This window comes from Bradyrhizobium sp. CCGUVB1N3, from assembly GCF_024199925.1.
Lineage (GTDB): Bacteria > Pseudomonadota > Alphaproteobacteria > Rhizobiales > Xanthobacteraceae > Bradyrhizobium.
On record NZ_JANADR010000001.1, the window covers coordinates 3887488 to 3907456 of the forward strand.

Below are 19969 nucleotides of genomic sequence, written 5' to 3' on the forward strand. Positions count from 1 at the left end.
CAATTGTACAAGATTATTAGGCGGAACGCCAATCGCAGGCAATCGGAATCTCGGGCCAAAGGCCCGGCCGCGCATCGCGCAAATTGTGAAATGGGGGCAAGCGCCGGCTGTAGCCGTCCGTCGCCAGGCCCGGAGCAATGCCGTGGAAGCGCCAGAGGCGCGTTCTCACCCCGACGGCGACGCTTACCGCTCCACGCCGACCTGTTGCGTGCCGAGCTGCTTGAGCAGTTGCACCGCCTGCGTCAGATCCGGCGTCAGGAAACCTTCGCTGAACTTGCCGACGACGGGGCCGAGCAGCCGTTCGGCCTGCCCGGCCTTGCCCGCGTCCTGCCAGAGCCGCGCCAGGCTGATTGCGGTCGTGAGCTCCCAGGACAGTGCACCCTGCTTGCGGGCGACGTCGAGCGAGAGCTGATAGAGATCTTCGGCATCATGGGCCGAGGTCGGCCCGCCTTCGGTGAGCGTGATCTCGCCCTGCAACCGATAGACTTCGGCAAGGTAGGAGTGATCACCGGTGCGCCGTGCGGTCGCGAGCGCGCCGTCGAGCGCGCGCAAGGCCGCCTCGCGGAAGCCGGCCTTCGCATAGGCCTCGGCCAACAGGCATCTGAACCAGCAGCCGGCGAGCCAGGAATCCATTGCCTCGTATTCGTCGAGGCCGACGCGCATCTGACTCAACCCGTCGTCGACATCGCCGAGCTGCGTCAGCGCCCAGCCGCGCAGGATCGCAGCCTGTTGCTTCCAGTGCAGGAAATTGTGCTCGCTGGCGATGACCATGGCGCGGTTGGCATGATCGCGGGTGCCTTCGACGTCGCGCAGGTGCTGGCAGAGATAGGCGCCGAACACCAGAGCGAAAGCGAGCGTGAAGGGATGGCGGATCTTCTCGGCGTTGGCGATCGCCTGCCCGCTGTGCTGGCGTGCCGCATCGGAGCGGCCAAGGAACCACAAGAGATAGCCGAGATAGGACAGCGACACGACGCCGGGATCGGTGCCGTGCCGCACCATCAGGTCGGCGTGCAGATCGGGGCTGTAGAGATCGACGCAGCGGTGCAGATGATGCTGGGCAGCCGCAAAACGCCCGCGATAGAGCATGGTCATCGCGATGGCACGATGCGCCTCCATGAGATAGCCGGTCCGCTGCGCGGGCAGCGCCCGCTCGTTCAGCCGCACGCGCTTGGCGAACTTCAACAGCTCGACGCTGAGATCATGCGCGCGCGTCAGATCCGCGCGGATGAAATGGCAGACCCAGAGCCCGCGCGTCGCCGCAAACGTCTTCTCCTCGTCGTCGAGCTGCCGGCCGAGCTCGAGGGCGCGGATGTAGTTCTCCTCGACCTCCTGCACCGCGTAGCCCTTGGCTGCGATCAGCGCGTTGCCCAGCGCGATACGCAGCTCGAGCTCGATCTGGTCGGCGCCCTGCATGCGCGCATTGGCCTGGACGACACTCAAGCCGCGGCGCAAGTGCCCGATCGCCTCCAGATTGCCGCCGGTCTTCGCGGCCTGCTTGCCGGCCTTGAGCCAGAAGCTCGCGGCGCCTTCGCTCTGGCCGGATTCGGTCAGATGATGGGCGAGAAGCTCGGGCTCGCGCGCGGTCTTTTCCGGGTACATCTCGGCGAGCACCTGGGCGATCCGCGAATGCAGCTTGCGCCGCTCGCTGTGCAACAGGCTGGCATGCGCCGCGTTCTGGATCATCACGTGCCTGAACGCGTAGAGCGCTTCCGGCGGGTGGCCGTGGCGCACGATCAGGCCGGCCTCCTCCAGATGATCGAGCGCCGCCTCGATCTGGTCGGCGGGCGTGTTGGCGACCGCGTGAAGCGTCTCGTAGGAGAACTCGCGGCCGATGGTGGCGCCGATCTGCGCGATCTTCTTGAACGGGCCCATGCGGTCGAGGCGCGCCATCAGCGAGTCCGTCAGCGTCGCCGGGATCGCGAGCTGCCGCCACTCGCCGGACAGCACGTAGCGGCCGTGCCGTTCGGTCAGCAGGTTGGATTCGAGGACGGTCTTGGTCAATTCCTCCAGGAACAGCGGCACGCCGTCGGTCTTGACGATGATCTCCTCGACGATCTCCTTGGGCAGCTCCCGCCCCGCGACGCGCTCGACGAGGGTCGTGCGCAATTGCCGGCTCAGCCGGTTCAAGACCAGCGTGGTGACGTGCGAATGCGCATTCCAGCTCGGCTGAAACTCCGACCGCGCGGTGATGACGATGAGGATCGGCTGGCCATGCACCTTGTCGACCAGAAGATCGATGACCTCGCGCGAGGTCGGATCGATCCAGTGCAGGTCCTCGAAGGCGATGACGAGCGGCTGCTCGCGCGCAAGCCCAAGCAGATGATTGACGATGGCGGACACCGTCGCGTCCTTCTGCTGCTGCGGCGACAGGTCGAGCGGCGGGTAGCGGTCGCCCGTCGGGATCGACAGCAGCGCGGCGAACAGCGGGGTCACCTGCGCAACGTCGCTTCGCGTGGCGGCCACGGCCGCCTCGAGATTCGCGAGCGACATTGCAGTCGCGTCCTCGCGGTCGAGCCCGAGCGCGAATTTGAGCTGCGCACTGAACGGGTAGAAGGCGGTCGAGGTATAGTACGGAGAGCACTGCAGCGAGATCTGCCCGTGCCGCTCGCCCGCGATGGCCCCGAATATCTCCTGGACAATGCGGGACTTGCCGATCCCGGGCTCGCCGAACAGCACCACGACCTGTCCGTCGCCCTGCCTCGCCTGCTGCCAGCGCCCCGTCAGCAGCGAGACCTCCTCCTCGCGGTTGACGCGCGGCGTCAGCCGCGCGCCCATAGACGCGGCGAAGCGCGTCTCCACACGCGAGGGCCGCACCACGTGCCAGGCCTGGACCTTCTCGGAAAGACCCTTGAGCGCCTGCACGCCGAGATTGCGGTAGTCGAACTTGCCCTTCAGCAGCGACTGTGTGGAGGCGGAGATGACCACGCCGTTCGGCGGCGCCAATCCCTGCAGCCGCGCGGCGAGGTTGACGGTTTCGCCGACTGCTGAATCGCGCTCCTCGGTGCCCTGGCCGACGAGATCGCCGACCACGACGAGACCGGTGGCGATGCCGATCCGCACCGCCGGCGCGTGGCCCAGCGCGCCGCGCGGCTCGATCTCGCGGGCTGTCGACAGCAGCCGCACGATCTCGAGCCCGGCACGCACCGCGCGCTCGGCGTCGTCCTCATGTGCGGTCGGATAGCCGAAATAGACCAGGATGCCGTCGCCGACGTAGCGGGCGGCAAAACCCTCATAATGCTTGACCACGCGGACGCAGGTCTCGCGGAAGCCCGCGATCATGTCGCGCACGTCTTCGGGGTCGAACTGGGCCGAGAGCGGCGTCGAATCCACCATGTCGCAAAACATGGTGGTGAGCTGCCGCCGCTCGGCGCCGACCTCGGCGCGGGCCGCTGTCAGCGGGACAGGCGGAGGCCCGGCCGGTTCGGGCGAAAGCAGCGTCGCCATCGCCCGGCGCAGCCGCTTGCGATCGCCGAGCGGCAGGCCGAGCTCCGCGAGATCGGCCTCGGTCAGGTCGGGCATGACATCGAGGCCGAGGCGATGCCGTGCAAAAAGTTCGGTGTATTGGCCGAGCCCCGCGCCCTCAAGCCAGCCTTTCAAATCCGTTTCCGTCGCCGCGCCCGGCTCCGTCTCCAGCATGCTGCTTCCGTTCGACTGAACACTCCGCCGCAGAGAATATGCCCTCAACCACAAACTTTGAGAGACAAAACTCCACCTCGGACGGGACGCGTTTCACAGTTTTTTGAAGAATAGCTCAATCGGATCGAAAACGCACGGCACCCGGCTCACCCGGGATTTGCCCTCGCAAGATCCGGCCTCGCCCCACACGTGAGGAGAGGCGAAGACGGGCTTCACCGCGCCTCTTCAAAACCCGCGAGCACCGACGTCAGGTTCGCGCCGAGGATATCGGAGAGATAGCCGCCTTCCTGCACGAACACGGTCGGCAGTCCCATGCGCGCGATCGCCTGGCCGATGCGGCGGAAGCCGGGCGTGGTGACGCTGAGGCCCTTGAGGGGATCGTGCTCGGAGGCATCCAGACCAAGCGCCACGACGAGCGCGCCGGGCGCGAATGCGTCGATCGCGGTCTCGGCACGCGCGAGCGCCTGCATGTAGCCGTCGTCGCCCGTGCCGATCGGCAGCGGGATGTTGAGATTGGTGCCAAGCCCCTCGCCCTCGCCGCGCTCATATGCATAGCCCCACACGAACGGGTAATACGCAACCGGATCGGCATGGATCGAGATGGTGTAGACGTCGGGCCGCGCATAGAAAATGCCTTGCGTGCCGTTGCCGTGATGCACGTCAACGTCGAGGACCACGACGCGCTCGTGCTTGAGCCGCAGATGCGCGGCCGCGACCGCGCTGTTGTTGAGGAAACAAAAGCCGCCGGCCATGTCGCGATAGGCGTGATGGCCGGGCGGACGGCAGAGCGCGTAGGCAGCATCCTCGCCGTCCATCACGAGCTGCGCCGCGGTGGCCGCAACATCCGTCGCCGCGCAGGCCGCAGCCCAGGTGCCGGGCCCGATCGGCGCGGCGGTATCGGCGGTGTGCCAGCCGAGCTTGCCGACGATATGCGTCGGATAGGTCGCGGCGTGACGTACCGGATGGATGTTGCCGATCATCTCCGGACCGGAATCGCCGAGCGCGCTCCAGGCGTCCCAGGCCTCGGAGAGGAAGGCGAGATATTCCGGGCTATGGACACGCGCGCGCGGCCCCTGCCCGAATGTGGTCGGCTCGACCAGTTGATGCTTGCCGTCCTTCAAACCCTTGAGCAGCCGGTCCGCGCGCTCGGGCTGCTCGGTCGTGCGCTTGACGACCCCGCGCACCAGGAAGAATTGCGGATCGTGGCTGCGATGCAGTTCGGTATGGACGGCTTTCACGTGGGCGGCTCCATTGCCTTGGGATCGGATGACGTCTTGATCCCGGCGGCGCCACGATGCAAGCAAGATCAGTGCCGCATCTTGCGTGCGTGCCCTGCGCGGAACGCGGATCGCCGCTCAGCAACGGCCGCGTTGCAGGCAATGCTCGCGGCCCTGCTGGTCGGTGCGGAAGGCCTCGATGAAGCCGCCCTGGCGCTGCGTGACGAAAACGGTCTTGCCGTCGTCGCCGCCGAAGGCGAGGTTGGTCGGCTCCTTGCCTTTCAACGCGACCTCGCGCTGAACCGCGCCGTTGGGCTTCATGATCGCGATCGTGCCCTTGAGAATGCGCGCGACATAGAGCCTGCCGCTGACGTCGGTGCGCAGGCCGTCGATGGTGTCGGGCTGGAACGCCTTGATCAGCTTCGCATCGATGAGCTCCGTACCGCGGATGCTGTAAGACCATATCTCGCCGCTGTTGGATTCGCCGACGTAGAGCGTCTTGCCGTCGGGACTGAGATCGATGCCGTTGGTGGTTCCCATCGCGCGCGGCGCCGTCATGAGCTGGCCCTGCACCGATCCGTCGCTCACCTTGACGATGCGCCAGACGTGGCCCTCGCGTCCCTTCCAGTTCGGATCGCTCGCATAGATCGTGCCGTCGCGCGCGATCGTCATGTCATTGGGCTGCTTCATCTCGTCGGAATGAAACCAGAGTCGCGCCTCCGCGCTGCCCTTGGGAAGCGCGAAGATGTTGTGCCCCTTGTAGTCGGCGACGAACATGGTGCCGTCGCGATCGAAGCGGACGGAGTTGCCGACGCTGCCTTGCGGAAGCTCCGCGAACGTCTCGGAGGCCGCACTTCCCGCCGGCAACCTGCCGATCGTGCCGGGCTTGCCGAGATTGACCACGAACAGATTGCCGTCGAGATCGACGGCCGGCCCTTCGATGCCGAAGGTGTATTCGCCCGCCGGCGTCACCTGCGCGCTTTCGAACAGCTTCATCTCGGCAAGGGCCGGCTGCGCGGCGATCGCCAGGAGCACGCTACTGCAGAGGCACCAGATCGTTCTGCTGGATGTAGTAGCCATCGTCGTCGGTGCATTCGCCGTTGAGATATTGATCGGCCGGCCGGTAGAACCGGCTGAAGCCGGCTTTGTCTACAGCGATCCTTTGTGTCACGACGACGACCTTGGCGGCCGGCATTTCGCCGCATTCCTTGCCGCTGCGCGCAACAAATTTGCGCGTCGGCGGGCCGGGCTTGATGCGCATACGCGTTCCCGGAACCATACTTGCAACCAGCGAGTCCGCATAGTCGAGCAGGCGGGCGTAGCCGGGCTCGATCTTCGCCAGCGCTTCGCCGCCCGGCGGCATCAGCTTGTCCGCGCCGAGCCCGCGCAGGCGGGTGCGCAGCTTTCCGGACCCGGGATCACCGGGATAGATCCAGCCGTCCTGCGACAACATGAAGCGCAGCACGGTCTGATCCTTCTCGGGGTCCGCCTGGCCCGGCTTGAGACCGAAATCCGAATGGCAGCCGACGCAGTGCTTCTCCACGAGTCCCTTGCGCAGTGCCGAGAGCCGATCCCTGTTCTGTGCGTCCTTGGCAACGAAGGCGGCGAGCTGGTTGACCTGCGCCGCGCTGCGCATGTCGCAGGGGAGCGGCTCCGGCGCATTGGCATCAGTGCGGTCGATCCGGATCACGGTCTGGTTCTTGTCCTCCACCAGCCAGATCGCGCCATCCTCCGCAACCGTGATGCCGACCGGCGCGCCCTGAGGCCGCGCGCCGTTGACGCGGTGCCAGCCGGAGATCAGCTCCTCGAAACGCGCCGCCGCGACCTCGCCCGCGTGGGTCTGGAAGCTGCGCGTCGGCTCGGCGGCGCAGCTCACATGGTAGCGGACCGGCGGCGGATTCCCCTTGGGGAAACCGTGATCGTCGACGTCATAGACCAGCAGACGGCTGCCGGTTGGGCGATAGCCATGAAGCGCGATCAGCAGCCTGCCTTCCAGCTCCGGAAACTTTTGGCCGTGATAGTAGAGCATGCCGAGCGGCGCGCCGTGCGGCGGCAGCAGCGAAAACGGCTGCTTGTAGAGGGCGCCGTTGGTGCAGAGGTTCTTGTAAGGACCCGATTGCAGCACCAGCCTGAATTCCGGGCTCACCGTCGAGAGGTCGTAGCAATAGGGCCAGCCGTAGTGCTTGCCCTGCTCGATCGCGTTGATCTCCTCGTTCGGCTTGAAGATATCAGGCAGGTCGCGGCCGTTCTCGCCTTGCAGGAAGGCGTAGCCGGGATCGGGAAATTGCGGATGCAGCGCCAGCGCCATCGAGTTGCGCAAGCCGCGTGCATAGACCTCGTGCGGCGGATTGGGATCGTTGGGCTTCAATGTCGGGAAGACGCCGCCTGAAGGCGGCGTGAACATCCAGATCGCGGCGAGTGCCGAGGCGCCTTCCGCCGGCGCGCAAGGCCGCGTGATTGGCGGGTGGGTAATGCAGTCGTCGCTATGCGAGCCGACATTGACGAACAGCCGCCCGGTCCGGTCGAACACGAACTGCTTGAGCGGATGCGCGCTCTCCTCGAGCTTGGTGCCGTCGGGTAGCGTCAGCCGGCGGCCCGGCAGACGGTGAAGGACAGTCTCGACCGTGCTGCGCGGATTGTCGGCAAGCGGATCGACGCGGAAAATCGTCTCGTCGGTGGAGGCATAGAGTTTCTTGTCGGGACCGATCGCCAGACCGAAGGGATATTCGATCCCCGTCAGCAGCTCCCTGATCCGCTTGCCCTCGGCTGCGCGGGGATCGAGCAGCAGCAGCCGGCCGTCGGTGTGGCCCCAGCCGCCCATGTCAGCGACCACGAACAGCTCATGACCGGGGATCTGGATGATCGATCGCGGGAATTTGAGATGATCCTCTTCGCTGGCGACGAGACCTGCGCAAAACCCTTGGCGGAGGTCGATCTTGAGTTTGGGGAAGGCGAGATCGCCGCTGCCGCAGGTATCCGCGCCGATCGCATAGCCGCTTTTCCGGATCTGGTCGGACGATGCCGGCGGCGCAAGGCCAAGCCCCGCAGCCAGCAGAACGCATGCAAGCGCGCGCGGCCAGCCAAAGGCTTTTCTCGTGGATTGCAAGGCCCCCTCCCCTCGACGCCGGCAAATCCAGAGTTCCACGCCTCGGTTGCGCCGTCCAGCCGAAGGTGAAGGTTAAGAATCGGTAACGCGCTCACCGTCCCGTGAATCGGAACATCCGTAAATTCCCTTACCGGGTTGAACCCGAATATTTCTGACAACGTCAGAGTGTTATGGGTTGAATTGCGTCCGAATCGCTTCGTGGAGGAGGCGGCTATGGTCCAAGTTTATTTTCACTGCTCGAATACTGACGGCCTGTTGATCGACCGGCGCGGCACCGCGGTGTCGAACCTGACCGAGGCCCGCGACCGCGCCGCGCAAATCATGCACTCGATGATCATGGTCCCCGGCGAGGAAGACTGGCGCGACTGGATCCTGCACGTCAGCGATGATGACGGCGAGGAGATCTTCGACCTGCCGTTCAGCTCCATGCTGGGCAAGCCGCACTGAGGACAATGCCATGCTGATCGCTTCGCTCACGCTGTTTCGCCACCACGTTTCCGCGATCGCCACGCGGTGGCAGACGCTGGTGAAGCTCGCGGGCAATCCCTACCGTCCCGAGTTGCACTACATGCGCGGTCCGGGGCCGAAATGGCACGCCAAGCACGGCAACCGTCGCAGGGATGGCCGGCTCTGAGCCCGGGCTCGCCGGACCGAAGCACGTCGTCTTTTCCAGTCCCGACCACGCCTCCCGCGACGGTTAGAGCTTCCAACAGGGAACAGCCTTGTCTACCTTGCCCGCCTTTTCAGGCTGCAGGGACCATTTCATGTCGAATGAATTCCACTTGGATCATTACCTGGCGCGCATCGGCCATCGCGGGGCGGTGAACCCGGATCTGGCCACGCTCACCGCACTTCACAGCGCTCACGTCGATGCGATCCCGTTCGAGGGGCTCAATCCGCTGTTGAGCCGGCCCGTCCTTCTCGATCTGCCGGCCGTGCAGGCCAAGCTCGTCGATTCCAGGCGCGGCGGCTATTGCTTCGAGCAGAATGCGCTGTTCAAGGCGGCGCTCGAACGCATCGGCTTCAGCGTCACGGGCCTTTGCGCCCGGGTGCGCTGGATGGCCGCACCTGACAGCCCGCTCGGGCCAAAGACACATATGCTGCTCAAGGTCGAGCTGCCCGAGGGGCCTCATATTGCCGATGTCGGCTTCGGCGCCTGCGTGCTCGACGCGCCCCTGCAGCTCGAGACGAACATCGAGCAGCGCACCGCGATGGGCAATTATCGCCTCGTCGAGACCGACGGCCTCTATACGATCAGCGCGCAACGGCCCCCGGGATGGCGCACGATGTATGTCTTCGACCTCGTGCCGCAGATCCAGTCCGACTACGAGCTCAGCAACTATTTCACGTCGACCAGCTCGGCCGCACCCTTCACCAGCACGCTGATCATGGAACGCGTCGCAGCGGATGTGCGCTACAAGCTCGCCAACCGCCGGCTGACCATCGAAGGGCGCGACGGCGAGGTGAAGAGCGAGCGCACGATCGACGGCGCCGACGAGCTCGGCCGGGTGCTGCATCAAACGTTCAACGTCGAGCCGCCCGTGCCGGTCGAAGAGGTGTTTGCGAAGATCGGGGGATAGACATTCGAGACACGCGTACTGGCTTACCCTCTCCCCTTGCGGGAGAGGGTGGCTTCGCGCAGCGAAGCCGGGTGAGGGGTCTCTCTCCGCCAGTGAACCTGTCGCAGCGAATTCGCGGAAAGCCCCCTCATCCGTCGCGCTGCGCGCGACACCTTCTCCCACAAGGGGAAAAGTTTGCACTTCCTTGCAGCGTCTTGCATTAGCCAGGCGGCTTCTAAACCCATGATATCCATAGTAAATTCTGCACAGTCCTGAAGTGGGGCGCAAGAGGTTGCACCCCGCACTTCCCGACACCGGGCCGGACACTAAAACAAACAGGAATGTGCAAGATCATGGCTAAGCCCCGCAATTATTCTCTTGAAAGTCCGACCGCGCGATTGAGGCTCGCTATCCGCAAGAAGCCCTACTGGCAACGGCTCGGCCCCGGCCTCTCCCTTGGCTATCGCCGCAACGAAGGCGCAGGCACTTGGTCGATCCGCGCCGCTGATGGCCAGGGCGGTGAGTGGCTGAAGAAGTTCGGCGTCGCCGACGACTTCGACAAGCCCGATGCAAAGACGATCTTCAACTACGGCCAAGCCGTCACCGAAGCCCGCAAGCTGGTGCGCGGCGGCGACCAGGATGAAGTTGAGGAGGAGCAAGGGAATAAGCCCGTCACCCTCGGCATCGCGATGGACCGCTACAAGGACGACCTGGTCTCGCGCGGCGCGAACGCCAGCAACGCTACGACCCCGAAGGGCCATCTGCCCGCCAGCCTCTTGAGCAAGCCAGTGCCGCTGCTCGATGCGCAGGAGCTGCGCAAGTGGCGCGATGGCCTGCTGGCGAAGATGGTCCCGGCCAGCGTCAACCGGTACTGCAAAGTGATCAGGGCCGCGCTCAACCTCGCCGCGGCGAGCGACCGGCGCATCAAGAACGAGCACGCCTGGACGACCGGGCTCGAAATGCTGCCGGATGCCAACGAGGTCAACAATGTCATCCTGGCCGATGGGCAGGTCGTCGGCTTTGTCGCGGGTGCCTATGCCCACGACGAAAAGCTGGGAGAGTTCGCCGAGGTGCTGGCCCAGAGCGGGGCGCGGCCCTCGCAAGCTGCTCGGCTCTGCGTGCGGGACCTGATCGCGCACAAGACCGAGCCGAGGCTGATGATGCCGAAGTCGGCCAAGGGCGGCGGCCGCAACCGCACCAGCAAAAAGGCCGAGCGCTACACCGTGCACATCACCCCGGCGCTGGCCGAACGGCTGGCGAAGGCGGCTAAGGGTCGCCCCGCGAGCGCGCCGCTCCTGGTACGGAGCAACGGCAAGACCTGGGGCGTCGATGGCAAGGGCGTCTCTGACGACTATCGCGACGACGTTGCCGAGGTCGTCAAGGCCATCGGGCTCGATCCGGACGAGGTCGGCATGTACGCCTTGCGCCATAGCAGCATCGTCCGCAACCTATTGCTCAACGTCCCCATCAGAGTCGTCGCTGCAAGCCACAACACCTCGGTAGCGGAAATCGAGCGGACCTATTCGAAGTTCATCACCGAGCATTCCGGCAACCTCTCGCGCCGCGCTCTGCTCGATCACGAGGTCGTACCGTCCGATAACGTCATCCCGCTAGCAGCGGCGTGATGAAGCCAATTAGCACTGCTTTGGCAGATTGTCGGTTTCGCCGCGCTTTATAGGATTCCCGAAAATTTTTCGATGATTCATGGGTGGGCTCTTGGAGGGCTGGCCATGGCCGGATGGGAAGACGGGGGGCTGGAGCCCAAGTTCCCAAGTTGCGGGACGAGCATAATGTTGCCGCCTAGCGGATTGTCTATGGTCGGCCCCCCACTCCCTGGTTCCAGGTGCGCTGTGTAAGTGTGACCGTGTATCCGCAAGTTTGCGCGCTCAAGCGGCGTCCTCGGCAGCTGGCCCCTTGTGCTCAGTACGCGGATTATGCAGGGCGGAGCCCGTTGGCAGCCGTGCTCCCAGCCTAGGACGAGATATCCGACATCCTCCTCTAAGGATCGATCCACGAAGCTCGGGCCAGCCTCGCCAGACGATGATGGCCTAGCGATGTCTGGCGGCGGTGTATTCAGATCCACAGGCGACGGGAGCTCCGTAGCTTCTTGCCGCAGCGTCGGTGGTTCCCCGCTGCTGCCTGCATTCGGCGGCCCCTCGACGAGTGGCGACTCGGGATCACCGGGGAACCTACCGGCACCATGGCCACGACTGGCGTTTTCGGCTTGCCAGGTCAGTTCGCGCAAATGCGTTCCCGCAGCAAGCCAGTGTCCACGCCTTGGCACAGAACCACATATTTCGCCGACAAGTTGCCGACCAACGGCACGTTGTGTCACCCGATCGAACGCATCAAAGACAGTGAGCCTTGACGGCCGATTTGCCTCGGCAGAAGTGCCCTCGGCTAGACGACCACGCCCAATTCTTACGGGCCTGTCGGGCTCGGCAAGACGAGCAGCTCCGGAGGTAAAGGCGACGTCGAAGGCCTCGGCCCCAGCTGAGATTGCCGGCCAGCGAAGATCGATGCGCCCCGTCTGGGACTGGTCGAACGCAGATCGAGCTAACAATTGTCCTACCAGATTGAGGGTGTATTCCGCGGTACTGGCCCCCCATCCTGGCGGGGTCAGTAGGGCATCGTTCGATACAAGCTGGGAGGCATAAGACACGAGGTTTAAGATCTCGCGGACGTAGCTGTAAGCAATGTTGGCGTTGGACCGAACCACTGCTTCGTAGGCGGAGGCCTTCTCCTCCGGTGAGCCGTGAAGGTTTGCACGGGCCATTGTGCCGCCGGTGTGCGCCGTGAGGACGAATGTTCCCACGGCCGCTCCCAGGCTGGCTACGAAACGCAAGAGCTGGTCTGCGGGCGCGTTGGGCGTTCCGGCGAGTGAGAGGGCCGCTGATGGCGCCGACCGCTCTCCGCGAAATCCTCTCCAATAAGCCTGCCAATTGCCTGTCGCCCGCCATGTGTGCACGCCCGCTCTTGCGCCAGCGATTGATCCCATCACTATGCTGACCGCAGCATGTACTGCCATCGCAGTATCGCTGCCCTTTTGTGGATTTTGCGAATCAACGGAGTATTTTTTCACCCCCGCCCCAGCGAGGCGACCAACAAAGGTCTCTAACGCCCCCAATACTGCGATCACCATTAACAGCACGGCCGTCCGATACCACCATCGGTCGCGGCCAGCAGAGCGCACCTCTTGACGCTCCGTTCGCGCGATCGCATCGGGTGACTGCGATTCGCTGTCCCGGAGCGGGGGTTCTGCGTGCCCTGCAACATCCTGTTCGTCGCGAGAATCTCCAGAGCACGGTGTCCCCGTTGCGACAATTTCACAGGCCATTGAGAGTTGTTCGGATGTGCTTTCGTGCGTTCGTCGCTGGTCATCAGTTAGCGTAGGCGGACCACCGACGTTATCTGGGACCCACACTCGAATAGGGGTTGGATCGCTCTTGCTCCCCCGCAGAGCCTCAGCCACGGCTCCGCCCGTGCAGCCAAGCTTTGGCCTGCAGTGCCAGCGCATCAAGCAACGGCGCGAATGTTGGCGGGTCGATCTGCGCAAAATCGAACCTCTGACCCAAAACAAGGTGCTGGCTCGACGGATTGACGAAGAACAGCGGCGCACCAAGCAGGAAGTTCTCAAGGTTTCGGGACAATGCAAGTCCAACCAAGTCATGCTCGGCGGCCGTAGAAATCATGCCCGCGTCGAGCAGCACGGCGGCTAAATCCTGTCGGTCTCCACATGGATGAATGAATGTGCAGATAATGTCGTGCACAATCAGCGTTCGATCCCGAGCGAAGTCCCCAATATCGTCCAGCTTCATTGTACTGGAGTAGTGGCTGAGCCACTGAGAGAAAGCACATGCCACAATGCCCCTCCATGACAGTCTTTCTAACCTTAACCATTGTATGTTTCAGGCGTGTGACTGACACCTCGTTCTGCCTGGCGGCGCTCGACGACGCCTTGGCACGACACGGCCGACCGAAGATTTTCAACACCGATCAAGGCTCGCAATTCATCAGCGCGGCCTTCACCGGCGCGCTTGCGGCCAGGATCAAGATCTCCATGGATGGCTGCGGCCGCTGGATGGACAACTTGTTCATCGAACGGCTGTGGCGCTCCCTCAAGCATGAGGATATTTACCTCAAGGGCTACGCCGACGGCCGCGAGGCCGGCATCGCCGCATGGATAGAGTTCTAAAATGAACAGCGCTTGCAGCCGAGCGTTCTCTTGGGTAACCCGCATGTGCCTCAACCTCTCGCGCCTAGCGTGCAGTTGGAGATTACCAAGGGACGGGGGATACCCTTCCACCGCTAGAGACTCCTCAGCGCCGATGTCATCGGCTGCGGGCAGCTCGTTACTACACGCCGCTTACGCGGAGCTGTTTTTGCGTTCTGCGGTGGCGCGCTTGACGCGCTCGCGGTGGCATTCCTTGCAGACCGTCATCGTCGCGTCCCGGAGGCCGGGGCGCACCTGCACATAGAAATCGCCGAGCGGCTTCTCGTTGCAGCACGCCTTGCAGACCTTGGTCGCGATAACCTGCGTGTTCATCGTCGGCTGATCTCCGTCATCTTGCCGCAGTGCCAGCACTTGGTGCGGCTGCGTTCGCGAAGCCGCTGCATTTCGTCGATATAGCGCTCGCGCGCGCGGGACCACTGCGTTTCCTCGCTCGCCATGATCCGCAGGACAAACATCGGATCGAGCCGAGTATGGCAGCGCCCGCATTCCACCTCGGTCTCGCCCTCGCGCAGATAGTAGGTCACCGGGACGAAGCCGCGCCCTTCGACGTAGTAGGACCGATGATCGCAGCCGTCGCGGTCGCCCCAGCGGTCGACCACCTTGAGGAACGACGGCTCGCCAGCGGGCGGGTCCTTGAATCTGACCGGGAGGCGCGAAATCTTATCGTCGCCCATCTCACGCTCCTTTGCGGCCAAACTTGCGCTTCGGCCAGCGGCTGGGCGGTCGGGGCTCGCCCCGATCCTTGGCCAGGAGCCGCGCCCGGAATTCCTCCCCGGCCTTCTCGATCCGGCGCGTCTTTGCCATCTGCGGGATATCCCGCTCGCGCGTCTTGACGTTGTGCTCCTCGATTAGCATCGGCGTCAAATTCCAGAACTCATCCGAGCCGCCTTGCGCGTGATAGAGCCCATGATCGAACCGGAAGAGCGAGAGCACCTGGTCCTCGGTCATCTTCACCGCATCCTCGTGCGGGATGATCTTCACCAGCTTGCCGGTGCCGTCGTCAGTCAGCATCTCGCAAAGCGTCGCCGCGAGCTTCGTCTTGAACGAGATGTGGCCGCGCCGCCGCATCAATCCTCTTCGACAGGCTCGTTCGTCCAGGAATCCGGGTCGGTCAGCACGTCGGGCCGATAGCGTCCGAGCTTCTCCTTCCGGCACTTATCGCAGACCCGGCACAGCGGAATGCCGCGCGCATCGCGCTCCCCACGACTGCTTGCCGGACCGGGAGGGGCAAAGATTATCGGCCATACTTGCGCTCCTCATCTCGTCTTCAGCGGCGTGGGCGTTTCGTAAATCGTCACCAGCTCGACGACGGCGAACTGCTCCCGGTACAGGCAGTCTGCCGCCAGCGCGTCAGCCAGCTGCATGGCCTGGTCGGCCCGGTGCAGCTCGGCGACGATCTCGCCCTTGGTCAGGTTGATGACGCGGAAGGTCATTGCAGCCGCTCTTTCACCTGATCGGCGATCATCTGCCGCGTATACGCCGCCCAATGGTCGAACTCGTCCACGGCGTCGAGCGGATTGATGAAAGGGACCGTCGTGAACACGGAGACGGCCATGCAGCCGATGATATTGTACGCAACCCCTGGGGTCACGCCGTTGATGAGGGTGAGCAGCACGTTGGCGGCATCGCGACCGATATCCGCGTCCCGCTCAGCCATCTCCTCGTCCTGCTGTGCGCTCATGACGCTGCTGGTCCCATGATCTCGCGGAAGTGCTCACGACAAACGTAGCTCGTCAGCGGATGCCTGATCGGCTGCGGGTCGTCGGCGAAGACCACTTCCTCGACCGTGTGCGCGGCGGGCTTGCCGCAGAAGCAGCGCTCGCCATCGCGGCTCCCAGGATGCGCCGCTGATCGCTCAACCAGGCCAAGCAGCCAGACCACCAGATTGGCGCGGTCAGGCAGCATCAACTCATTGCCGGGGTTCGCCTCGCGCCAGCGGCGCACCGCCCGCATGTCGGCCTCCCACTGCAGATCGAAAATGTCCTGCAGCTCGGTTGCTTCTTCTTTGGCTGCGGCCAGCTCGGCCCGAACGGTCTCGAATTCGTTCACTTCAGCACCTTCTGGATTTCGGACAGCGACTTCTCGATCTTGTCGGCCAAGGCGAACAGGCGCTGCGCTTGGTCGAGGTGCGGCCGCAATGCCTTGATGTCAGTGAGCACCTTGTGCGCTTCAATGACCTGCTGGCGAATTTCCTCGTTGCCGACTTCGTCGCCGAAATTCTCCTCCCGGAGTAGCTTCACCCAGGCGCGCGGCACGCCGAGATCGGTCGCCACCTTTTCGTCGGTCCAGCCGCGCCCGTAGCCGACCTTGCCGTCGATATAGACATCGTTCAGCTTCTCAAAAATGATGCGCCGGTCTTCGCGCGTCATCACCCTGGCGTTCTCCTGCACCACCTGCAGCGGCTGCTCGGTTTTGTTCACCACGGGCTTCTCCTCAGATTTCCGGATTGCTGCAAACTTCGCTGCGTTGAAGCATTTGGGGCAGCGGTGGGTCGTGGCGGTCTTGCCGATGCGCCAACCCTTCTGCTCCAGTTTGCGCGCGATGAACTGCCACTCGATGTTGCTGTCCATGCCGCGCCCATTCGCCATCACGTTCACCGGGAGCGGAACGGCGGCCTCGCAATTCGGGGCTCCGCATCGGGCAATGATGCCCCGCACCAGTCTGCCGTCATCGCCGTAAGGCACTCGCGTATGCTCGAACACAGTCGAAACGACGTTACTCATCCTTCGCCCTCACTTCCGAAAGGAGCCGGTCGATCACCGCGCCGATGATCGAGGACGGCTGGCCCTGGCCGTCGCGGGTGATGGCGCTCGCCATATTCTCGATCTGCGCGCCGTATTGCAGCGCGAGCGACAGCAGGACTGCACCATCCCGCGCGATAGCCTCGACGGCTTCGCCCAGACTTGCCACCCGAGATGAAGACCTCACCGAGCGCGCCGTCCTCGTAGAAGCCGAGCGTGACGGCATAGCCTCGATTGAGGCCGCCGAAGCTGATGTCGAAGGTCTCGGCGCAGCGGCAAGGTCCTGCGGTCGGTCATCGCATGTGTTCCCGGTGCTGCTCGTCAGTGTCCAGATCGACGATATCGACCCAGCCGATGTCGGCGCGCTGGCGGAAAGCCGACAGCTCAACCATCAGGCTGGCGTTCGTGGCGTGCACCGTCGTGATCGCGCACATGCCGCGTCGCTTCCCGTTATCGGGGTCCTCGACGCCGTAGAACGCAGATACACGCCACCGCCAGGCCATCACGCCGCCTCGGCGATCTTCGGCTTGCGCACTCGCCGCTCGCTCTCAAGCGCACCGGAAACCTGGCGGATGCAGGAGATCAGGTCGTTAGCCTGCGCCTTGGTGCTGATCGCCGCAGTGATGTGCAATTCGAGCGCGTCGTTCTCGGTCTTCAACTGGATGTCGGCCCCCTTGGGAATACGCATAGTCTTCTCTCCTTGTTTGCCAGCACGCTGGCGTTGCTTAAGTCGCTTTGTGAAGGATGATGTGCATGACCTCGGTCAGCCGCGCCTGGTCGGCGATGCCGATCAGGCCGAGGCTGTCTGCGAACTGCTTGTCGTTCTTCAGCTCCATGAGGAACGCGGTGATGGCGACGCGGACCGCCATGCTCTGGCCTTCGGTCAGCGGGTGCCCGTCGATAGTGATCGTCGCTTCCATCACCGCCGCCCCGTCTCGGTGAACATCTCGGCCTGCGGCGCTTCGGCGGCGGCCAGAGCCGATAGTCCTCGCGAATCGCCACCATCAGGTCGATCTCGCGCTTCGCCTGGGCCTCGGTCATGAAGCCGTCAGCGACGCGCCGCCGATAGACGTGCTTGCGGTAGCCGATCTCGCGCAGCACGCAGCGCAGCTTGTCGGTGGTTGTGGTCATCAGGTCCCCTCCAGCTCGCGCGCTCTGAGCCAGGCCTGCGCGCTCTCGACGGAGATCAGCACCCGCCGACCGGCGCGAAATTCCTTCGGACAGAGCTGGCCCCGGTTGTTTGGACAGCGCCCCGCGAAAATTAAGTGGATTCCTGCCGGGTTATGCTGAAGGCGGGGCTTTACGATTTTGCTGTGGCGTCGGGAGGGCGTAAGCCCGACCAGAGCCGCAGCAAAATCGTTGGCGACGATCATGCGGCCGTCACCATCGTTTGCGCGCCGAAGTAAGCCTCGTCGGGCGTGCGTTCGTCAAGGCTCGAGTGAGGACGTCCTCGGTTGTAGAACGCCAGATATTTGGAAATCGATGCTCGCGCCTCGAGCACGCTGTCGTAAGCACGCAGATAGACTTCCTCGTATTTGACAGTGCGCCACAGCCGCTCGACGAACACGTTGTCGCGCCAGGCACCCTTGCCGTCCATGCTGATGGCGATGTTCGCGTCCAGCAGCACGCCGGTGAAGTCGAGGCTGGTGAACTGGCTACCCTGATCCGTGTTGAAGATCTCGGGCCTGCCGTGCTTCGCCAACGCCTCCTGGAGCGCTTCGACGCAGAATATCGTCTCCATCGTGATCGATACGCGATGGACCAACACCCGTCGGCTGAACACATCGACGACCGCCGCGAGGTAGACGAATCCACGTCGCATCGGAATGTAGCTGATGTCCATTGCCCAGACCTGGTTCGGCCGCTCGATCTTCAATCCGCGCAATAGGTACGGGTAGATCTTGTGGCCCGGTGCGGGCTTGCTCGTGTTCGGACGGCGATAGATCGCCTCGATCCCCATGCGCTTCATCAGCGTCGCGACGTGGCGGCGGCCAATCTGCATGCCCTCACGCTGCAACAGCGATCGCAGCATGCGCGCCCCTGCGAAGGGATAATCGAGGTGCAGCTCATCGAGCCGGCGCATCAAGACAAGGTCCTCGGCCGAAACCGGCCGAGGTTCATAGTAAACCGTACTGCGGGCAAGGTTCAGGACCTTCGCCTGGCGCACGACAGACAGATCATGGTCGCGGTCGATCATCGCTTTGCGCTCAGCAGGCCCGCCTTGGTGAGCGCGCCGGACAAAAAATCGTTCTCCAACGCAAGCTCGCCGATCTTGGCATGTAACGCCTTCAAATCGACCGGCGCCTCGGCCGGTCCGTTGTCCTGCCCAAACACTCCGGCGGCGCCTTCCAGGAGTTGGGTCTTCCAGGTCGTGATCTGGTTCGGATGGACATCAAACAATTGCGCCAGCTCGGCCAACGTCTTCTCCCCCTTCACGGCCGCCAAAGCCACCTTTGCCTTGAATGCCGGAGAATGCGTCCGGCGACTCCTCTTCGTCATCTTCGCTCCTGATTCGCGGCAAGAAGCCTCGCCGCTCTCAGGCAGAAAATCCACTCAAGCTACTGTCCGAATTTGCGGAGCCAGCTCTGACCCTTGCCCTCGTCGCGCAGGTTGAAGTAGTGCCGCTCCGAGATGCGGAAGGCGCGGCAGAACTCGGAGACCGTGTAGGCAAGCTGAGTCATCGGGGCCTCCGACTTCTTGCGTGCTTTGGTTTTCGCTTTCGCGGCGGACATCATCAGTTCGCCCCCTTCCGACGATGCAGGTAAGCGTTGATCTCTTTGATCTCGTCTGCGACGCACCGGTCGAAAAGCCCATGCATCTGGTGCTGATGCGAGGGCGCGAAGCAGGCGACGTATTCGGCGACCAGATAGGCCAGCGCAGCGCCCTCGCTGTCGCAATCCATGTCGGCGCTGGCCAGGTGGAATGTCTCAATCAGCTTCGTAACGTTGTCAGCGATCTTGTCTTCATCAACCGGCACGGCGGCACCTCCAGGACAATCGACGACCGCTGTGGAAATAGCGGCGTCCGCGCTTGCCGCAGACCGGATCGCGGGCGACAGGGCGATTGGTGCGGAGGGATGGGCTCGAGCCACCGACGTGCGGATTTTCGATCCGCCGCTCTGCCGACTGAGCTACCCCGGCGCGCGGCTCGTCCTGGTCGAAGCGCCCGATGCGACGCGTCCATATCGCATCGAAGTCATCGTCGTCGGCCAGGACCGGCGATGCCAGTGCGGCCGCGAGGCATTGCAGGACGGCGCGGCGCGCGATCATGCCCGAGCCCTCCGCTTGCGCTTGTTCTGGGGCGCAGGTCGTTGGCTCATATCCTCACCGCGCGACGGCGTTGTGCGAGACGCCGCCTCCGTAGCCCCACCGGACCCAAGGGTGTGACGATCCAGCAACTTGCGAACGCGATAGGCCTCGGCGAAGTGATCGCCCGCATGGCAATGCGAGGTCTCGCTGCGGCAGAGATCGCCGCAG

Annotated in this window: 24 protein-coding genes, 1 tRNA gene and 1 pseudogene; 5 read left to right on the forward strand and 21 right to left on the reverse strand. The window is 63.9% G+C overall.

Annotated features, from left to right (window positions below):
- Nucleotides 1-183: 183 nt before the first annotated feature.
- From NLM33_RS18445 to NLM33_RS18460, 4 genes are all read right to left on the reverse strand, one after another.
- Entirely contained in the window at nt 184-3636 is a 3453-nt protein-coding gene (locus NLM33_RS18445; RefSeq protein WP_254097499.1) for an AAA family ATPase, read from the reverse strand.
- A 212-nt stretch (nt 3637-3848) separates the two neighbouring features.
- Nucleotides 3849-4874: a histone deacetylase family protein gene (locus tag NLM33_RS18450; protein ID WP_254097500.1), complete on the reverse strand. Its 1026-nt coding sequence runs from the start codon at nt 4872-4874 to the stop codon at nt 3849-3851.
- A gap of 117 nt (nt 4875-4991) precedes the next feature.
- Nucleotides 4992-5933 (reverse strand): SMP-30/gluconolactonase/LRE family protein, encoded by a 942-nt coding sequence (locus NLM33_RS18455; RefSeq protein WP_254097501.1) that lies wholly within the window; start codon nt 5931-5933, stop codon nt 4992-4994.
- Nucleotides 5890-7908, reverse strand: coding sequence for a sorbosone dehydrogenase family protein (locus tag NLM33_RS18460; RefSeq protein ID WP_254105829.1), 2019 nt, complete (start codon nt 7906-7908; stop codon nt 5890-5892). Before NLM33_RS18460 ends, NLM33_RS18455 begins: the two co-directional genes overlap by 44 nt.
- Before the next feature lie 264 nt (nt 7909-8172).
- Here NLM33_RS18460 and NLM33_RS18465 point away from each other — a divergent pair, with 264 nt between their 5' ends.
- The 4 genes from NLM33_RS18465 (at nt 8173) to NLM33_RS18480 (ending at nt 11143) form a co-directional block, all read left to right on the forward strand.
- The gene (locus tag NLM33_RS18465; RefSeq protein ID WP_254097502.1) at nt 8173-8406 is read left to right on the forward strand and encodes a hypothetical protein; all 234 of its coding nucleotides are present in this window, start codon (nt 8173-8175) and stop codon (nt 8404-8406) included.
- A gap of 10 nt (nt 8407-8416) precedes the next feature.
- Nucleotides 8417-8593 carry a hypothetical protein gene (locus tag NLM33_RS18470; protein ID WP_254097503.1) on the forward strand — a complete coding sequence of 59 codons (177 nt, stop codon included), beginning with the start codon at nt 8417-8419 and terminating at the stop codon, nt 8591-8593.
- 130 nt (nt 8594-8723) lie between these two features.
- The gene (locus tag NLM33_RS18475; RefSeq protein WP_254097504.1) at nt 8724-9539 is read left to right on the forward strand and encodes an arylamine N-acetyltransferase; all 816 of its coding nucleotides are present in this window, start codon (nt 8724-8726) and stop codon (nt 9537-9539) included.
- A 332-nt stretch (nt 9540-9871) separates the two neighbouring features.
- Complete coding sequence (locus NLM33_RS18480) at nt 9872-11143, forward strand: site-specific integrase (RefSeq protein ID WP_254097505.1); 1272 nt, start codon at nt 9872-9874, stop codon at nt 11141-11143.
- 1839 nt (nt 11144-12982) lie between these two features.
- Here the strand turns inward: NLM33_RS18480 and NLM33_RS18485 are convergent.
- Nucleotides 12983-13228 (reverse strand): CesT family type III secretion system chaperone, encoded by a 246-nt coding sequence (locus NLM33_RS18485; RefSeq protein WP_254097506.1) that lies wholly within the window; start codon nt 13226-13228, stop codon nt 12983-12985.
- A gap of 212 nt (nt 13229-13440) precedes the next feature.
- Here NLM33_RS18485 and NLM33_RS18490 point away from each other — a divergent pair.
- A pseudogene (locus NLM33_RS18490) lies at nt 13441-13710 on the forward strand (IS3 family transposase); the annotation flags it as partial.
- 174 nt (nt 13711-13884) lie between these two features.
- Here the strand turns inward: NLM33_RS18490 and NLM33_RS18495 are convergent.
- The 16 genes from NLM33_RS18495 to NLM33_RS18565 all read right to left on the reverse strand — a co-directional run bounded on the left by NLM33_RS18495 (nt 13885) and on the right by NLM33_RS18565 (nt 19635).
- Nucleotides 13885-14064: a hypothetical protein gene (locus NLM33_RS18495; protein ID WP_254097507.1), complete on the reverse strand. Its 180-nt coding sequence runs from the start codon at nt 14062-14064 to the stop codon at nt 13885-13887.
- Nucleotides 14061-14426 carry a hypothetical protein gene (locus NLM33_RS18500; RefSeq protein ID WP_254097508.1) on the reverse strand — a complete coding sequence of 122 codons (366 nt, stop codon included), beginning with the start codon at nt 14424-14426 and terminating at the stop codon, nt 14061-14063. Before NLM33_RS18500 ends, NLM33_RS18495 begins: the two co-directional genes overlap by 4 nt.
- Before the next feature lies 1 nt (nt 14427).
- Nucleotides 14428-14820, reverse strand: a complete 393-nt coding sequence (locus NLM33_RS18505; protein WP_254097509.1) for a hypothetical protein — start codon at nt 14818-14820, stop codon at nt 14428-14430.
- Nucleotides 14821-15008: 188 nt separating this feature from the next.
- Nucleotides 15009-15185, reverse strand: coding sequence for a hypothetical protein (locus tag NLM33_RS18510; RefSeq protein WP_254097510.1), 177 nt, complete (start codon nt 15183-15185; stop codon nt 15009-15011).
- Nucleotides 15182-15433, reverse strand: a complete 252-nt coding sequence (locus NLM33_RS18515) for a hypothetical protein (RefSeq protein WP_254097511.1) — start codon at nt 15431-15433, stop codon at nt 15182-15184. The genes NLM33_RS18510 and NLM33_RS18515 overlap by 4 nt, the downstream gene beginning before the upstream one ends.
- Nucleotides 15430-15801 (reverse strand): hypothetical protein, encoded by a 372-nt coding sequence (locus NLM33_RS18520; RefSeq protein WP_254097512.1) that lies wholly within the window; start codon nt 15799-15801, stop codon nt 15430-15432. The genes NLM33_RS18515 and NLM33_RS18520 overlap by 4 nt, the downstream gene beginning before the upstream one ends.
- Nucleotides 15798-16475: a hypothetical protein gene (locus NLM33_RS18525; protein ID WP_254097513.1), complete on the reverse strand. Its 678-nt coding sequence runs from the start codon at nt 16473-16475 to the stop codon at nt 15798-15800. The genes NLM33_RS18520 and NLM33_RS18525 overlap by 4 nt, the downstream gene beginning before the upstream one ends.
- Nucleotides 16468-16680 (reverse strand): hypothetical protein, encoded by a 213-nt coding sequence (locus NLM33_RS18530; RefSeq protein WP_254097514.1) that lies wholly within the window; start codon nt 16678-16680, stop codon nt 16468-16470. Before NLM33_RS18530 ends, NLM33_RS18525 begins: the two co-directional genes overlap by 8 nt.
- A gap of 106 nt (nt 16681-16786) precedes the next feature.
- Nucleotides 16787-16996: a hypothetical protein gene (locus tag NLM33_RS18535; protein ID WP_254097515.1), complete on the reverse strand. Its 210-nt coding sequence runs from the start codon at nt 16994-16996 to the stop codon at nt 16787-16789.
- On the reverse strand, nt 16996-17181 hold the full coding sequence (locus tag NLM33_RS18540; protein ID WP_254097516.1) for a hypothetical protein: 186 nt from the start codon (nt 17179-17181) through the stop codon (nt 16996-16998). The genes NLM33_RS18535 and NLM33_RS18540 overlap by 1 nt, the downstream gene beginning before the upstream one ends.
- A 37-nt stretch (nt 17182-17218) precedes the next feature.
- Nucleotides 17219-17413: a hypothetical protein gene (locus NLM33_RS18545; RefSeq protein WP_254097517.1), complete on the reverse strand. Its 195-nt coding sequence runs from the start codon at nt 17411-17413 to the stop codon at nt 17219-17221.
- A 210-nt stretch (nt 17414-17623) separates the two neighbouring features.
- Entirely contained in the window at nt 17624-17866 is a 243-nt protein-coding gene (locus NLM33_RS18550) for a hypothetical protein (protein ID WP_254097518.1), read from the reverse strand.
- Nucleotides 17863-18992, reverse strand: a protein-coding gene (locus NLM33_RS18555; protein ID WP_254095161.1) for an IS3 family transposase whose coding sequence is annotated in 2 segments (ribosomal slippage) — nt 17863-18740 and nt 18740-18992 — 1131 coding nt in all. Because the reading frame shifts where the segments join, the coding sequence is not laid out codon by codon here. The genes NLM33_RS18550 and NLM33_RS18555 overlap by 4 nt, the downstream gene beginning before the upstream one ends.
- A gap of 59 nt (nt 18993-19051) precedes the next feature.
- Nucleotides 19052-19174 carry a hypothetical protein gene (locus tag NLM33_RS49270; protein ID WP_256570534.1) on the reverse strand — a complete coding sequence of 41 codons (123 nt, stop codon included), beginning with the start codon at nt 19172-19174 and terminating at the stop codon, nt 19052-19054.
- A 53-nt stretch (nt 19175-19227) separates the two neighbouring features.
- The gene (locus tag NLM33_RS18560) at nt 19228-19470 is read right to left on the reverse strand and encodes a hypothetical protein (protein ID WP_254097519.1); all 243 of its coding nucleotides are present in this window, start codon (nt 19468-19470) and stop codon (nt 19228-19230) included.
- Between the two features lie 87 nt (nt 19471-19557).
- Nucleotides 19558-19635 (reverse strand) — tRNA-Phe (locus tag NLM33_RS18565).
- Between the last annotated feature and the right edge of the window lie 334 nt (nt 19636-19969).